Here is a 15,220-nt window from a genome sequence, read left to right as displayed (position 1 = left end):
GCTTATTTGGCTTTCATCAACGCCGAGCACGCCGCCTTGAACGCCTCATGCTGATACTTGTTCAGCGTTGCCGGCAGTGCAAAGTCAAACTTCTTGTTCTGCGCGTTGATGGTTTGCGGCGAGAGCAGGGTGACTTCGCAGTTTTCCAGTAGCTGGAATACGCCTTCAATCTTGAAGGTGGTCGGGCCACCGGCGAATTCGCCTTTTTTGCTGCGCTTTTTGATGGCGATCCGTTCGATGCCGTTATCGCGGACAAACGTGGCGACCTGCGTGGCGAAGGCTTTGACGTTGGCGGCTTCATCGTCGTCTTCGAGGGCGATTTTTTTGGTGGTCAGGGCGAGGTGGTTCAGCGCCTGATTGTCCAGGGAAGCAACGGCGATAATCGCTTCACTGCCTTTGATTTCGATGCCGCAGATTTTCATTTGAATCCTTTGAGTTTCGTTGAATTGTGCGTTGTTCGCGCAAAACCTGTGGCGAGGGGGCTTGCCTTAATGCCGTTGTAGGAGCGAGCTTGCTCGCGATGGACTTCAGGGCGGCGCGTTGACTCAGAAAACACGCGTTATCGTTAACGTCCATCGTCGGAACGCCGCCCGGACCAATCGAGCGTCGACCGGCTGCTCCTACGGGGGCGAAGACAATTGCCAAGCTGTCGCAGATTTTTGGTCAGGCCAAACCTCACTCCTGCCCAATCGACTCCAAAAACTCTGACCGTTCATCGCTCATCCGTGCCACACAGTCGTTCTGCGCAATGGTGTAAGCCTTGCTGCCTGCCGTGGCGGGGAAGACCTCGACCGCGCAATCGGCATCGCGCAGCTTCAACCACTGCTGCTGGGCGGTTTTGAGTTTGCCGGTAATGTCGTTGAGCTGGGTTTTGTTGTTGGCGTAGAGCGTCTGCATGCGCTCGAGCAGACCCTGGAAGTTGTCTTTGAGCAGTTGTTCAGCGGTGGTTTTGCTGTAGGCCGAGCATTCCACGGTCTGTTGGTCGTTTTCCACCGCATCGCACGGCGAGCTGTCGGCCTCATCAGCCGCCTGTACGCCGGTCGCGATCAGTGCCAAAGCCAGGAAGATCGATTTCATTGCGTCGCCGCCCTAATCCAGTAAAACATCCAGTAGTGCGGCGAATTCTGGCTCAAGCGCGGGGTAAAGAACAGATGGGCTTTGGCCCTGTCATGAGACCCTTTGTCGCGTATTGACGCTTTCGGCAATTCCCTTGTCGTTTTTGCACCCGGCTGCCCGAGCCCTCAGGCATATGCTGACCCCAAAGCGCCGGCAGATGATTCGGCGCATGAATCGCTAATAGGGGACAGCCTGATGAGCCCAGCCGAATTGCACGCCGACAGCATCGTTATCGACGGGCTGATCATTGCCAAGTGGAACCGTGAGCTGTTCGAAGACATGCGCAAGGGCGGTCTGACCGCAGCCAACTGCACCGTGTCGGTGTGGGAGGGCTTCCAGGCCACCGTCAACAACATCGCTGCCAGTCAGAAACTGATTCGCGAGAACAGCGACCTGGTGATACCTGTGCGCACCACCGCCGATATCCGTCGCGCCAAAGAACAGGGCAAGACCGGCATCCTCTTCGGTTTCCAGAATGCCCACGCGTTCGAAGACCAGATCGGCTACGTCGAGATTTTCAAGCAGCTGGGCGTCGGTATCGTGCAGATGTGCTACAACACCCAGAATCTGGTGGGCACCGGTTGCTACGAGCGTGACGGTGGCCTGTCGGGTTTCGGTCGCGAAATCGTTGCCGAAATGAACCGCGTCGGGGTCATGTGCGACCTGTCCCACGTTGGTTCGAAAACCTCCGAAGAAGTGATCCTCGAATCCAAGAAGCGGGTCTGCTACTCCCACTGCCTGCCGTCGGGTCTCAAAGAGCACCCACGCAACAAGTCTGACGCTGAACTCAAGTTCATTGCCGACCACGGCGGTTTCGTCGGCGTGACCATGTTCGCGCCGTTCCTGGCCAAGGGCATCGATTCGACCATCGACGACTACGCCGAAGCCATCGAATACACCATGAACATCGTCGGCGAAGACGCGATCGGTATCGGTACCGACTTCACCCAGGGCCACGGCCAGGACTTCTTCGAATACCTGACCCACGACAAGGGCTACGCCCGCCGCCTGACCAGTTTCGGCAAGATCATCAACCCGCTGGGCATCCGCACCGTGGGCGAGTTCCCGAACCTCACCGAGACCCTGCTCAAGCGCGGTCACCCTGAGCACGTGGTGCGCAAGATCATGGGCGAAAACTGGGTCAACGTCTTGAAGGACGTCTGGGGCGAGTGAATACCTCCGGAGCCTACTCCGCTCGCCGATAGCTGCGTCAGGTCCTCGCGCCAAGCTCGCCGTACGTTCCGTACTGTCTCGCTTGTCGCTCCGGTCCTTCCTTGCTCTCGACGTGCTCGCTACGGCTCCAAAGGCATTCACCCAGCTTTTTATTAATGCAAAGCCAAGGCTTTGCTAAGTACTAAAAACGAATTTTCTGGAGTTAAGTTTCCATGGCTAAGATCGCCCCGCAATTGCCTATCGAAGTCGACAGCGAAACCGGTGTCTGGACTTCTGACGCCCTGCCGATGCTGTACGTACCGCGTCACTTCTTCGTCAACAACCACATGGGTATCGAAGAAGTGTTGGGCGCCGACGCCTACGCCGAAATCCTCTACAAGGCCGGCTACAAATCCGCTTGGCACTGGTGCGAGAAAGAAGCTGAATGCCACGGCCTGGAAGGCGTTGCGGTGTTCGAGCATTACATGAAGCGCCTGTCGCAACGCGGCTGGGGCCTGTTCAAGATCCAGGACATCGACCTGGAAAAAGGCACCGCCAGCGTCAAGCTTGAGCACTCGGCATTCGTCTACGTGTACGGCAAGGTCGGACGCAAGGTCGACTACATGTTCACTGGCTGGTTCGCCGGCGCCATGGACCAGATTCTTCAGGCCCGTGGCAGCTCGATCCGCACCGTAGCAGAACAGGTTTACGGTGGCTCCGAAGAAGGCCACGACGACGGTTTGTTCACCGTCAAGCCGTTGTAAGTCGAGGAACCCGCCATGGCTTTCGAAGCAATGTTTCAACCGATTCAACTCGGCAAACTGACCATCCGCAACCGCGTGCTCAGCACCGCGCACGCCGAGGTCTACGCCACCGACGGCGGCATGACCACCGATCGGTACATCAAGTATTACGAAGAGAAAGCCAAGGGCGGGATCGGCCTGGCGATTTGCGGGGGGTCGTCGGTGGTGGCCATCGACAGTCCGCAGGAATGGTGGAGTTCGGTCAACCTGTCTACCGACCGCATCATCCCGCACTTCCAGAATCTGGCTGACGCCATGCACAAGCATGGCGCCAAGATCATGATCCAGATTACCCACATGGGGCGTCGTTCGCGTTGGGACGGCTTCAACTGGCCGACCCTGATGTCGCCATCGGGCATCCGTGAGCCGGTGCACCGTGCGACCTGCAAAACCATCGAACCGGAAGAAATCTGGCGGGTGATCGGTAACTATGCCAGCGCGGCTGGACGCGCGAAGGCCGGTGGCCTGGACGGCGTCGAACTGTCCGCCGTGCACCAGCACATGATTGACCAGTTCTGGAGCCCTCGGGTCAACAAGCGTACCGACGAATGGGGCGGCACTTTCGAGGGCCGTATGAAGTTCGGCCTGGAAGTGCTCAAGGCTGTGCGTAAGGAAGTCGGCCCGGATTTCTGCGTCGGTATCCGTCTGTGCGGCGACGAGTTCCATCCCGATGGCCTGAGCCATGAGGACATGAAGCAGATCGCCAAGTATTACGATGACACCGGCATGCTCGACTTCATCGGTGTCGTTGGTTCGGGTTGTGACACTCACAACACCCTGGCCAACGTTATCCCCAACATGAGTTATCCACCGGAGCCGTTCCTGCATTTGGCGGCCGGTATCAAAGAAGTGGTCAAGGCCCCGGTGCTGCACGCGCAGAACATCAAGGACCCGAACCAGGCAACACGCATTCTGGAAGGCGGTTACGTCGACATGGTCGGCATGACTCGTGCGCACATTGCCGACCCGCACTTCATCGCCAAGATCAAGATGGGTCAGGTCGACCAGATCAAGCAGTGCGTCGGTGCCAACTACTGCATCGATCGCCAGTACCAGGGCCTGGATGTGCTGTGTATCCAGAACGCCGCGACTTCCCGTGAATACATGGGCGTGCCACACATCATCGAAAAATCGACCGGTGTGAAACGCAAGGTGGTAGTGGTCGGTGCCGGTCCTGCCGGTATGGAAGCCGCTCGAGTGGCGGCGGAACGTGGCCATGATGTGACCCTGTTCGAGAAGAAAGCTTTCATCGGCGGGCAGATCACCACGGCCTCGAAAGCCCCGCAACGGGACCAGATTGCCGGTATCACCCGCTGGTTCCAGCTGGAGCTGGCACGCCTGAAGGTCGACCTGCGCCTGGGCACTGCGGCGGATGCCGCGACCATTCTCGACCTGCGTCCGGATGTGGTAGTGCTCGCCGTTGGCGGCCATCCATTCCTTGAGCAGAACGAACACTGGGGTGCCGCTGAAGGCCTGGTGGTCAGCAGTTGGGACGTGCTCGACGGCAAAGTCGCGCCGGGCAAGAACGTGCTGGTCTACGACACCATTTGTGAATTCACCGGGATGTCGGTTGCCGACTTCCTTGCCGACAAAGGCAGCCAGGTCGAGATCGTCACCGACGACATCAAGCCGGGCGTGGCCATTGGCGGTACGTCGTTCCCGACTTACTACCGCAGCATGTACCCCAAAGAAGTGATCATGACCGGCGACATGATGCTCGATAAGGTCTATCGCGAAGGCGACAAGCTGATCGCGGTACTGGAAAACGAATACACCGGCGCCAAAGAGGAGCGGGTGGTTGACCAGGTGGTGGTGGAAAACGGCGTGCGTCCTGACGAAGAAATCTACTACGCACTGAAGGAAGGTTCGCGCAACAAGGGCCAGATGGACGTCGAAGCGCTGTTCGCGATCAAGCCTCAGCCTTCGTTGAGCCAGGCGGGTGACGGTTACTTGCTGTTCCGCATCGGCGACTGCGTGGCCCAGCGCAACACCCATGCGGCGATCTACGACGCGCTGCGGTTGTGCAAGGATTTCTAAGAGCTTGTGGATAACCCGTAGGAGCAAGGCTTGCCCGCGATAGCGTTGGTACATCCGATGCATTCTTGGCGGTAGGAATACCGCCATCGCGAGCAAGCTCTGCTCCTACAGGGATTCGAGCAAGGCATCCAGGTCGTTTGGCCTGCAAGACCCCGAGGTCTTTGGGAGCTCCACCATGTTAAACACCCTTCTTCCCATCCTGCTGTTCGCTGCCCTGGGCCTGGCTGTCCTGGGCGCCTTGCGGCGGGTGGCTATGTGGCGCCAGGGCCGTGCGGCCAAGGTCGACCTGATCGGCGGCCTGCTTGCCATGCCCAAGCGCTACATGGTCGACCTGCACCATGTGGTGGCGCGGGATAAATACATCGCCAACACCCACGTCGCCACGGCCGGTGGAGCCGTGGCGTCCATTGTGTTGGCAATATTGGTTTATGGTTTCGGCCTGCACAGTCGCATCCTCGGTTTCGCCCTGTTGATTGCCTCGGCGGTGATGTTTGTCGGCGCAATATTCATGTTTCTGCGCCGTCGTAACCCACCGGCTCGCCTGTCCAAAGGGCCTTGGATGCGCCTGCCGAAAAGCCTCCTGGCGTTCTCTGCGAGCTTCTTCCTGCTGACCCTGCCGGTGGCGGGCATCCTTCCCGAAAACTTCGGTGGATGGGTGTTGGCGGCAATCCTCTTTGTCGGTGTGCTCTGGGGCGTATCGGAACTGTTCCTCGGCATGACCTGGGGTGGGCCGATGAAGCACGCCTTCGCCGGGGCGCTGCACCTGGCCTGGCACCGTCGCGCCGAACGTTTTGGCGGTGGTCGTTCTACCGGGTTGAAACCGCTGGACCTGAACGATCCGAACGCGCCGCTGGGCGTGGAAAAACCCAAGGATTTCACCTGGAACCAACTGCTCGGCTTTGACGCCTGCGTGCAGTGCGGCAAGTGCGAAGCCGCATGCCCGGCCTTTGCCGCGGGCCAACCGCTGAACCCGAAAAAACTGATTCAAGACATGGTCGTTGGCCTGGCCGGTGGCACCGATGCCAAGTTCGCCGGCAGCCCGTATCCCGGCAAACCGATTGGCGAACACAGCGGCAATCCGCATCAGCCAATCGTCAACGGTCTGGTGGACGCCGAAACCCTGTGGTCCTGCACCACCTGCCGCGCTTGCGTCGAGGAGTGCCCGATGATGATCGAGCACGTCGACGCCATCGTCGACATGCGTCGTTACCTGACCCTGGAAAAAGGCGCGACCCCGAACAAGGGCGCCGAAGTCCTGGAAAACCTGATCGCCACCGATAACCCAGGCGGATTCGCTCCGGGCGGACGGATGAACTGGGCGGCGGACTTGAACCTGAATCTGCTCAGCGACAAAAAAACCACCGACGTGCTGTTCTGGGTGGGCGATGGTGCTTTCGACATGCGCAACCAGCGCACCTTGCGTGCGTTCGTCAAAGTGTTGAAAGCGGCCAAAGTCGACTTCGCGGTGCTTGGCCTGGAAGAGCGCGACAGCGGCGACGTGGCCCGGCGACTGGGCGATGAAGCGACCTTCCAGACGCTGGCCAAACGAAATATCCAGACCTTGGCCAAGTACAGCTTCAAGCGCATCGTCACCTGCGATCCCCACAGTTTCCACGTGTTGAAAAACGAATACGGCGCCTTCGACGGCAACTATGTGGTGCAGCATCACAGCACCTACATGGCGGAAATCATCGGTGCCGGCGCGCTCAACCTCGGCCAGCACAAAGGCAGCAGCGTGACCTATCACGACCCTTGCTACCTCGGCCGTTACAACGGCGAATATGAGGCGCCGCGCGAAGTACTGCGGGCGCTGGGGATCGAGATCAAGGAAATGCAACGCTCCGGTTTCCGCTCGCGCTGCTGCGGCGGTGGCGGCGGTGCGCCGATCACTGACATTCCCGGCAAGCAACGGATCCCTGACATGCGCATGGAAGACATCCGCGAAACCGGCGCCGAGCTGGTGGCCGTGGGTTGTCCACAGTGCACCGCGATGCTTGAAGGCGTGGTCGAACCGCGTCCGCTGATCAAGGACATTGCCGAGTTGGTGGCTGATGCATTGCTTGAGGACGCGGCGCCAGGCAAGCCGTCGACCCCGGCCAAACGTGAACCTGCGGAGGCCCACTGATGAGCGACATTATCCACCGCGACCCTCGCGCTGAATGGATCGCCCGCAACCGTCTGCACCCGCTGCACGCGGCCATGCAGCCTGCGCAACACAGCTGGATGGGGCCTAACGGCATCATTCGCAAGAATCCCCACGGCATTGGTTTCATCGGCCCCAACGGGATCAAACGTATTGACCGCAGTGGTGCCCAGCAGGGTGGCGCAGCCAAGCGTTCGGCCACGGTTGAAGTGCAATTGCCGCTGCATCAAGTGCTGCAGCCGGCGTTCTACATCAGCGTCGTACCGGACATGGTCGGCGGCCGCTTGAGCAGCCACGATCGCGATTTGCTGGGACTGGCCCATCAATTGGCCGGCAAGGACGGTGCGGTGCTGGCCGTGGTCTTCGGCGAACACAAAGAAAGCGCCTTCACCAAGGCTGGCGTCGACCGCTTGCTGGTGCTCGAAGGCAGTGAGTTCAGCGGTTATGCACCGGAACAACGGGTCCAGGGCCTGCGGGCTGTGGATAACCAGTTCAACCCACGGCACTGGCTGTTGCCAGACAGCCGCAGCGGTGGCGGTGAACTGGGTCGACGCTTCGCCGCTGCCTTGGGCGAACGCCCGGCTACGCGGGTCTGGCAGGTCAAGGGCGAGGAGTGCATCGGCCGCGCCGGTGCCGGTCTGCAGGACCTCGTACGGCCAGTGGCGCGCTTGATTCTGGCAGCGGCCGAGTGCGCGGAACCTGTCAGCGAAACCCGTCACGAAGCCTTGCCAGTGGAGTTATCCACAGCGGTCGCTCGCAGCCTGTCGCGCATCGAAGACCTCGGTGCAGTGGCGGTCGATCCGGCGGCGATTCCCATGGCCGAAGCCGAATTCATTTTCTCCGGCGGCAACGGGGTCAAGGACTGGCCGCTGTTCCACAAGGCTGCGGCAGCGCTCGGGGCTACTGAGGGGGCTTCGCGGGTGGCGGTGGACGATGGCTTCATGGCCCGCGACCGTCAGGTCGGCGCCAGCGGTACCTGGGTCACGGCGCGGGTCTATGTCGCGGTGGGAATTTCCGGGGCGATCCAGCACCTGCAAGGCATCGGTGCCTGCGACAAGGTGGTGGCGATCAACCTTGATCCGGGTTGCGACATGATCAAACGCGCCGACCTGTCGGTGATTGGTGAGAGCGCGGCGATTCTTCAAGCCTTGATCGCGGCGGTAGAGGCTTACCGCAACGAAGCCAAGCGCGATGCGGCTTAAGGGAAGGATAGGGTTATGAGTACGAATGTGATCAGCCTGGTGTCTATCGGCGCCCACCCGACTTCCGGGCGACCTCGGCGTGCCGAACAGGATGCACGGGCGGTCGAGCTGGGTTTGCAACTGGCTGGGGATAACCTGCAAGTGCTGCATGCCGGCGACATTGCCGAACCTGCGTTGCGGGCCTACCTGGGGATGGGGCTGGAGCAACTGCATGTGCTTGAACAACCGCTCGGCGCCGATGCGCTGCCGGCACTGACTGACTATCTGCGTGATGCGGGTGCTCAAGTCGTCCTGACCGGCAGCCAGGCGGAAACCGGTGAGGGCTCGGGCATGCTGCCGTTCTTGCTGGCCGAAAGTCTGGGTTGGCCGCTGGTGGTGGGCCTGGCTCAGGTTGAGTCCATCACAGGCGGGGTGGCGCTGGTGCTGCAAGCCTTGCCTCGTGGTCAACGTCGGCGTCTGAAAGTGAAGCTGCCGTTTCTTGCGACTGTGGATAACGCCGCGCCGAAACCTCGGCAAAGCGCTTACGGCCCGGCCCGGCGTGGTGTGTTGCAGGCCGATGAAGTTGAAGTCGTCGACGATGAACTGCTCGCAGTTGCCACGCTGCAACCGGCCAAGCCGCGTCCAAAACGCTTGAAGGTGATCAAAGCCAAGAGCGGCGCTGATCGCATGAAAGCCGCGACCGCCAAGGCCAGCGGCGGCGGTGGGCAAGTGCTCAAAGGCGTGACGGCACAAGCGGGGGCTGAAGCGATTCTCAAGTTGCTGATCGAAGAAGGCGTGGTTCGCTAACGGATAACCGGCGCAGCTCTAATAATGTGGGAGCGAGCCTGCTCGCGAAGGGGGCCGAACATTCAATATTGATGCTGGCTGATCCACCCCATTCGCGAGCAGGCTCGCTCCCACAAGGAAACATAATGGCAGTTGAATTTCGTTTGGCCCTGCGCGCCGATGCGCGGGAGATTGCTCGTTTGTTTCAGATTTCATCAGAGGGCGCTGCGGATTACATCTGGAGCCAGCTGGCGCAGCCCGGCCAGGACCTGTTGGACGTAGGCGCCAGTCGTTACGCCCGTGAGGACGTCGATTTTTCCTATCGGAACTGCGTGATTGCGCAGGCAGAAGGGAAGGTCATTGGAATGATGCACAGCTACGTGATGCGTCACGATCCACAGGCGGCTCCCGTCACCGATCCAGTCCTGGCGCCGTACGCCACGATGGAAATCCCCGACACGCTTTATATTTCGAGCCTGGTGTTGCATGAGGGCTGGCGCAATCAGGGCCTGGGTCAACACTTCCTCGCCTACGCTTACGACCGTGCCAACCAGTTGGGGCTCAACGGCTTGAGCCTGATCGACTATGCCGCGAATACCGGCGCCTGCCGGTTTTATCAACGGCATGGCTTTCGTATCGTCGATACCTGCCAGATCACGCCGCATCCGATGATTCGGGTGACTGGTGAAGCCTATTTGATGTATCGGCCGTAAGGCATGAGCCAAACGTAAATCCCTGTAGGAGCTGAGCTTGCTCGCGATGACGGACTGACATTCAACATCGATGTCGCCTGATACACCGCTATCGCGAGCAAGCTCGGCTCCTACAGGACAGGGCTTTGTGAATTTACCCACAATCGCTGTTAACGCTTCTGTGGATAACATGTTCGTGCCTCGCTGAGGGCCATGCAAATCAACGCTCACAGCCTTCTGTACGAAAATCAACCAGCCTAACTCCTCGTTTTTTCGAGCTTTTTTCTGTGGATAAGGAAATCCCCATGCTCCCTTCCGGTGAAGACTTGCCCCCAAAGTCTGTTGGCGGTTCTGTGGATAAGATGTTTGCTGTCAGCTACAGGCCAAGCCAATAGCGCTTTACAGAGCTTTGATCATAAAATAACCAAACGCGTCTTTTTACTCTCCAAACACCGCTGAAACCCCGACATTTCGAGGTTTAGAGCGGTTTTCCACAAGGAAGAGCGGTTTTATCCAAAGTTGCCCCCAAAGTCTGTTGGCGCTTCTGTGGATAAGGTGTTTGCCATCCTCTGCAGGCCATGTTCTGCGTGGCTTTGCGCGACATGATTAAAAAACAACCAATTCTTGATGGAAACCCTGCTTCTGGATAAGTCACGGATTTTCTTGGGTTTATGTGAAGAAAATATGGGATGAATCTCGACTTGCCCACATTAGCTGTGGGTGGCTCTGTGGATAACTTGTTGGCGAAGCGCCAGGACTGTTGCTGTGTATAGGCCCGCTAGCGATAGATCATATTTCATACAGTTCTAAGACCCATGGGGCGAACTGGGGAGAGAACGAGGCGTTTATTGGCGAGGGGTGTCGAATTGATCGGGTTTGCAGTGATGGACAGGTGTTGATTGTCAGGACGCTTTCGCGGGCAAGCCTCGCTCCTACAGGGATCTCGTCGTTCGCGAATGTTGTGAACGACATCAATCCAATGTAGGAGCGAGGCTTGCCTGCGAAGCTTTTACTGCGCCGCTACACCCTTGAGGTAGGCTGGCGCTTCGGCCCCAAGGTTGTTCAGCAGACGCTCGCTGTACCAGTCCACGAAGTTGACCACACCAAACTCATACGTCTTGGAGTACGGGCCTGGCTGGTACGCGGTGGAGTTGATCCCGCGCTGGTTCTCTTCTGCCAGACGACGGTCCTGGTCGTTGGTCGCATCCCAGACCTGACGCATGCGCTCGACGTCGTAATCCACGCCTTCGACCGCGTCTTTGTGCACGATCCACTTGGTGGTGACCATGGTTTCCTGCGCACTGATCGGCCACACGGTGAAGACGATGATGTGATCGCCCATGCAGTGGTTCCACGAGTGCGGCAGGTGCAGGATGCGCATCGAGCCCAGGTCCGGGTTCTTGATCCGGCCCATGAGTTTTTTGCTGCCGACCTTGCCGTCGATGGTCATCGACACGGCGCCCTTGAGCAGCGGCATGCGCACGATGCGGTTACGCAGGCCGAAGCTGGCGTGAGCGTAAGGAATCTTCTCTGCTTCCCAAGCTGCAGCGGAGGAGGCCACGTGGTCCTTGAACGCCTGGTCGGCGCGCGGGTCGGTGACGTCGTCCCATTCCAGCAGGGTTTTCAGCAGTTCCGGGTGCGAGGCGTTGCAGTGGTAGCACTCGCGGTTGTTTTCCAGCACCAGCTTCCAGTTGGCTTTTTCGAACAAGGTGGTCTGAATCGCCACCTTGGTGTTCTCCATGTCGTACGGTTCCATGTAATGGTTCAGTGTCGACAGGAAGTCATCAATGGCCGGTGGGTTCTCTGCCAGGCTGATAAAGATGTAACCGCCGGCAGTCTTCACATTCACGGGCTTGAGGCCGTATTGCTTCATGTCGAAGTCGGCACCCATCTCGGTGCCGGCGAACAGCAGGCGACCGTCCAGCTCATAGGTCCACTGGTGGTAGTGGCAAACCAGCTTGGCAACCTTGCCTTTCTCGCTGGTGCACAACCGCGAGCCGCGGTGGCGGCAGACGTTGTGGAACGCATGCACCTGACCTTCAGCGCCACGAATGACGATGATCGGGTTCTTGCCGATCTGCAGGGTCAGGAAGTTGCCCTTGGTCGGGATTTCGCAGGTCATGCCTGCGATCAACCACTCTTTCTGGAAGATCTCCTGCATATCGATATCGAACAGCCGCTCATCAGAGTAAAACGGCTGCGGTAGAGAAAAAGTCCGCTCGCGGGTTTGCAGCATTTCTGCGGTGGCCTTGCGTGCGGGTTCCAGCGGATCGCCCAAGCTCAGGGTTGCGGTGACGTCCATCGTTTAAGTCCTCATGGCCATTCTGTGTGGCCGGCGAAAGTGGCTAATCAGGTCAGGGTGCTACGCAAGGCTAATAAAATAGCGGTTATCTGTTGAAGCGAGTGTGCGGTCGTGCGCATCTGGAACCTTATCTATGGGCGACATGGCCCAATCTGTTCCCGACGCGCAACCCCCGGTAGTTGGGGGCTGGTCGCGATAAGTATGTGAATGTCGTAGATAGGTAAGTGGTCGGTCTGCACCTTGAGCAGAATCGCCATCATGAGGCCGACAGTCGGCCGTGGAGACCCGCATGTCCAACAGCTTCCTGAACCCGGTAACAACCCAGACCTGGGCCAATGGTCGGCACATCGTCCGTTGCGTCAAAGTCATCCAGGAAACCTGGGATGTGCGCACCTTCTGCTTTATGGCCGATCAGCCCATTCTGTTCTTTTTCAAGCCTGGGCAGTTCGTCACCCTGGAGCTGGAAATCGACGGCGTGCCGATCATGCGCTCCTATACCATTTCCAGCTCGCCTTCGGTGCCTTACAGCTTTTCGGTGACCATCAAGCGCGTACCGGGCGGCAAGGTGTCCAACTGGCTGCACGACACCTTGCATGAAGGCCAGGAACTGGCGGTGCACGGCCCGGTCGGGCTGTTCAACGCGATGGATTTCACCGCGCCTAAAGTGCTCTACCTCAGCGGCGGCGTCGGGATCACCCCGGTAATGTCCATGGCTCGATGGTTCTACGACACCAACGGCAATGTCGATATGGTGTTTATCCACAGCGCCCGCTCGCCCAAAGACATCATCTATCACCGCGAACTGGAACATATGGCATCACGGATCGACAACTTCAGCCTGCACCTGATCTGCGAGAAGCATGGTCTGGGCGAGCCCTGGGCCGGTTATCGCGGTTACCTGAACCACAAAATGCTCGAGTTGATGGCGCCGGACTTCCTTGAGCGCGAAGTGTTCTGCTGCGGCCCGACGCCGTACATGACCGCGGTCAAGCGCCTGCTGGAAGCCAGTGGCTTCGACATGAAGCATTACCACGAAGAATCCTTCGGTGCGACACCTCCGGAAGCGCGCGCCGATGCCGTGGAGCAAGCCGAACAAGCGGCCGACGCCCCGGAAATCGATGTCGCCGATCTGCACCAGGTGGAATTCACCGCCTCCGGCAAAAGCATTCGCGTCGCGCCGGGTGAAACCGTCCACGCCGCCGCCGCCAAGCTTGGCCTTCTGATCCCCAAAGCGTGTGGTATGGGCATCTGCGGCACCTGCAAAGTGATGAAGCTGGGCGGGGAGGTCGAGATGGAGCACAACGGCGGCATCACCGAAGAAGACGAGGCAGAGGGTTACATCCTGTCGTGCTGCAGCGTGCCGAAGGGTGATGTGCGGATTGAGTTTTAATTTGGGGATCGTTGAGGCCGATCGAGAGTCCGGCTTGAGATCGACCCCTCACCCCAGCCCTCTCCCCAGAGGGGAGAGGGGGAAGGGAGCCGATCTCCATGCTCTTCAACACCAGAGTTCGACTTGCAATCGCAGGTCGCAGCACATCGACAAAACACCTCGGTCAGTCCCCTCGCCCCTTTGGGGCGGTCCGACGTTTCGGGAGGGTTAGGGTGAGGGGTGGATCTCGCTGACACACCACAACGCGCTCAAACGCCGGAAATTCCACCCTCAAAAGCAAACTTCAACCCATCATCACTTCCCGAATATCCGCTGCCAATTCCCTTACGCGCTCCTCTTCGGTGTCCCACGAGCACATGAAGCGTGCGCCGCCGCTGCCGATAAAGGTGTAGAAGCGCCAGCCCTTGGCGGTCAGTGCAGCAACGGCCGGTCCTGAGAGTTGCAGGAACACACCGTTGGCTTCCACCGGGAACATCAATTCCACGCCGGGAATGTCGCTCACCAGGTTACTCAGCAATTGCGCGCAATGGTTGGCGTGACGGGCGTGTTTGAGCCAGGCGTCGTTTTCCAGCAGGCCGACCCACGGTGCGGAGAGGAAACGCATTTTCGACGCCAGTTGCCCGGCCTGTTTGCAACGGTAGTCGAAGTCTTCGGCCAGTTTACTGTTGAAGAACAGAATCGCCTCGCCCACGGCCATGCCGTTTTTCGTGCCGCCAAAGCACAGCACGTCGACCCCGGCTTTCCAGGTCAGGTCCGCTGGCGAACAGCCGAGGAACGCACAGGCGTTGGAGAACCGCGCGCCGTCCATGTGCAGGTTCAGGCCCAACTCTTTGCACGTGGCGCTGATGGCGCGGATTTCTTCCGGGCGGTAGACGCTGCCGACTTCTGTCGCCTGCGTCAGGGTCACCACGCGCGGTTTCGGGTAGTGGATGTCCTGACGTTTGAGGGCGATTTCGCGGATCGATTCCGGGGTCAGCTTGCCATTTTCAGTACGAGCGGTCAGCAGCTTGGAGCCGTTGGAGAAAAACTCCGGCGCGCCGCATTCGTCGGTCTCGACGTGGGCGGTCTCCGAGCAGATCACGCTGTGGTAGCTCTGGCACAGGGACGACAGCGCCAGGGAGTTGGCCGCGGTGCCGTTGAAGGCGAAGAACACTTCGCTGTCGGTTTCGAATAATTTACGGAAATCGTCAGCCGCGCGAGCGGTCCACTGATCGTCGCCATAGGCGCGTTGGTGGCCGTGGTTGGCCGCTTCCATTGCGGCCCAGGCCTCAGGGCAGATGCCGGAATAGTTGTCGCTGGCGAATTGTTGGCTCTTATCGGTCATGGCCGGATCCTGTGGTCGATGATGGTGCGCACTTTAACCAGAATTGCAGGAGGCGCACATCTGCTGATTCTGTAGGAATAATTCCCGATGCGCGAGCGGTCCCCTGTAGCAGCTGGCGAAGCCTGCGTCCGGCCGCGAAGCGGTCGTAAAACGCTCAAAACGCGGTCTTGCAGGTAAATTGTGAATACAGGATTTGCGACCGATTCTCGGTCGAACGCAGCCTTCGGCAGCTGCTACGAAAGGCTCGTGCGCATAAACGATCAGCTACCAATTATCCCTGCGCGCCAACCTATG

Annotated in this window: 12 protein-coding genes; 8 read left to right on the top strand and 4 right to left on the bottom strand. The window is 59.2% G+C overall.

Annotated elements, in window-relative coordinates; translation table 11 throughout:
* Positions 1-2 precede the first annotated feature (2 nt).
* Both ACZYSM_RS03665 and ACZYSM_RS03660 read right to left on the bottom strand, forming a co-directional pair.
* Positions 3-422, bottom strand: a complete 420-nt coding sequence (locus ACZYSM_RS03665; protein WP_489068962.1) for a DUF3010 family protein — start codon at positions 420-422, stop codon at positions 3-5.
* 253 nt (positions 423-675) lie between these two features.
* A complete protein-coding gene (locus ACZYSM_RS03660) occupies positions 676-1,077 on the bottom strand; it encodes a lysozyme inhibitor LprI family protein (RefSeq protein ID WP_489068960.1) in 402 nt (133 codons plus the stop codon).
* 234 nt (positions 1,078-1,311) lie between these two features.
* Between ACZYSM_RS03660 and ACZYSM_RS03655 the strand changes: the two genes are divergently transcribed.
* The 7 genes from ACZYSM_RS03655 to ACZYSM_RS03625 all read left to right on the top strand — a co-directional run bounded on the left by ACZYSM_RS03655 (position 1,312) and on the right by ACZYSM_RS03625 (position 9,931).
* A complete protein-coding gene (locus ACZYSM_RS03655; RefSeq protein ID WP_489068958.1) occupies positions 1,312-2,289 on the top strand; it encodes a dipeptidase in 978 nt (325 codons plus the stop codon).
* Between the two features lie 212 nt (positions 2,290-2,501).
* Positions 2,502-3,032: a DUF5943 domain-containing protein gene (locus ACZYSM_RS03650; protein WP_150807153.1), complete on the top strand. Its 531-nt coding sequence runs from the start codon at positions 2,502-2,504 to the stop codon at positions 3,030-3,032.
* A gap of 15 nt (positions 3,033-3,047) precedes the next feature.
* The gene (gene dgcA / locus ACZYSM_RS03645) at positions 3,048-5,108 is read left to right on the top strand and encodes a dimethylglycine demethylation protein DgcA (protein WP_489068956.1); all 2,061 of its coding nucleotides are present in this window, start codon (positions 3,048-3,050) and stop codon (positions 5,106-5,108) included.
* Positions 5,109-5,283: 175 nt separating this feature from the next.
* Positions 5,284-7,233: a dimethylglycine demethylation protein DgcB gene (gene dgcB, locus ACZYSM_RS03640; protein WP_489068954.1), complete on the top strand. Its 1,950-nt coding sequence runs from the start codon at positions 5,284-5,286 to the stop codon at positions 7,231-7,233.
* Complete coding sequence (etfA, locus tag ACZYSM_RS03635) at positions 7,233-8,453, top strand: electron transfer flavoprotein subunit alpha (RefSeq protein ID WP_489068952.1); 1,221 nt, start codon at positions 7,233-7,235, stop codon at positions 8,451-8,453. Before dgcB ends, etfA begins: the two co-directional genes overlap by 1 nt.
* 15 nt (positions 8,454-8,468) lie before the next feature.
* Complete coding sequence (gene etfB, locus ACZYSM_RS03630; RefSeq protein ID WP_489068950.1) at positions 8,469-9,239, top strand: electron transfer flavoprotein subunit beta; 771 nt, start codon at positions 8,469-8,471, stop codon at positions 9,237-9,239.
* Between the two features lie 125 nt (positions 9,240-9,364).
* Complete coding sequence (locus ACZYSM_RS03625; RefSeq protein WP_489068948.1) at positions 9,365-9,931, top strand: GNAT family N-acetyltransferase; 567 nt, start codon at positions 9,365-9,367, stop codon at positions 9,929-9,931.
* Between the two features lie 988 nt (positions 9,932-10,919).
* Here ACZYSM_RS03625 and gbcA read toward each other — a convergent pair.
* Positions 10,920-12,212, bottom strand: coding sequence for a glycine-betaine demethylase subunit GbcA (gbcA, locus tag ACZYSM_RS03620; RefSeq protein ID WP_489068946.1), 1,293 nt, complete (start codon positions 12,210-12,212; stop codon positions 10,920-10,922).
* Between the two features lie 289 nt (positions 12,213-12,501).
* On the opposite strand from gbcA, the gene gbcB reads away from it, so the two are divergent.
* Positions 12,502-13,602: a glycine-betaine demethylase subunit GbcB gene (gene gbcB / locus ACZYSM_RS03615; RefSeq protein WP_489068944.1), complete on the top strand. Its 1,101-nt coding sequence runs from the start codon at positions 12,502-12,504 to the stop codon at positions 13,600-13,602.
* A gap of 283 nt (positions 13,603-13,885) precedes the next feature.
* Here the strand turns inward: gbcB and ACZYSM_RS03610 are convergent, their stop codons facing one another.
* On the bottom strand, positions 13,886-14,926 hold the full coding sequence (locus ACZYSM_RS03610) for a threonine aldolase family protein (protein WP_489068942.1): 1,041 nt from the start codon (positions 14,924-14,926) through the stop codon (positions 13,886-13,888).
* Positions 14,927-15,220: the final 294 nt, after the last annotated feature.

The organism is Pseudomonas sp. F220 (assembly GCF_057813935.1).
This window is presented reverse-complemented; position numbering and strand designations above follow the sequence as displayed.

What these genes read in the sequence shown, in the direction of transcription:
- dgcA (WP_489068956.1), top strand. Translation starts at nt 3,048, where the DNA reads ATGGCTTTCGAAGCAATGTTTCAACCGATTCAACTCGGCAAACTGACC.
- ACZYSM_RS03610 (WP_489068942.1), bottom strand. Translation starts at nt 14,926, where the DNA reads ATGACCGATAAGAGCCAACAATTCGCCAGCGACAACTATTCCGGCATC.
- dgcB (WP_489068954.1), top strand. Translation starts at nt 5,284, where the DNA reads ATGTTAAACACCCTTCTTCCCATCCTGCTGTTCGCTGCCCTGGGCCTG.
- ACZYSM_RS03655 (WP_489068958.1), top strand. Translation starts at nt 1,312, where the DNA reads ATGAGCCCAGCCGAATTGCACGCCGACAGCATCGTTATCGACGGGCTG.
- etfB (WP_489068950.1), top strand. Translation starts at nt 8,469, where the DNA reads ATGAGTACGAATGTGATCAGCCTGGTGTCTATCGGCGCCCACCCGACT.
- ACZYSM_RS03650 (WP_150807153.1), top strand. Translation starts at nt 2,502, where the DNA reads ATGGCTAAGATCGCCCCGCAATTGCCTATCGAAGTCGACAGCGAAACC.
- ACZYSM_RS03625 (WP_489068948.1), top strand. Translation starts at nt 9,365, where the DNA reads ATGGCAGTTGAATTTCGTTTGGCCCTGCGCGCCGATGCGCGGGAGATT.
- ACZYSM_RS03665 (WP_489068962.1), bottom strand. Translation starts at nt 422, where the DNA reads ATGAAAATCTGCGGCATCGAAATCAAAGGCAGTGAAGCGATTATCGCC.
- gbcA (WP_489068946.1), bottom strand. Translation starts at nt 12,212, where the DNA reads ATGGACGTCACCGCAACCCTGAGCTTGGGCGATCCGCTGGAACCCGCA.
- etfA (WP_489068952.1), top strand. Translation starts at nt 7,233, where the DNA reads ATGAGCGACATTATCCACCGCGACCCTCGCGCTGAATGGATCGCCCGC.
- ACZYSM_RS03660 (WP_489068960.1), bottom strand. Translation starts at nt 1,077, where the DNA reads ATGAAATCGATCTTCCTGGCTTTGGCACTGATCGCGACCGGCGTACAG.
- gbcB (WP_489068944.1), top strand. Translation starts at nt 12,502, where the DNA reads ATGTCCAACAGCTTCCTGAACCCGGTAACAACCCAGACCTGGGCCAAT.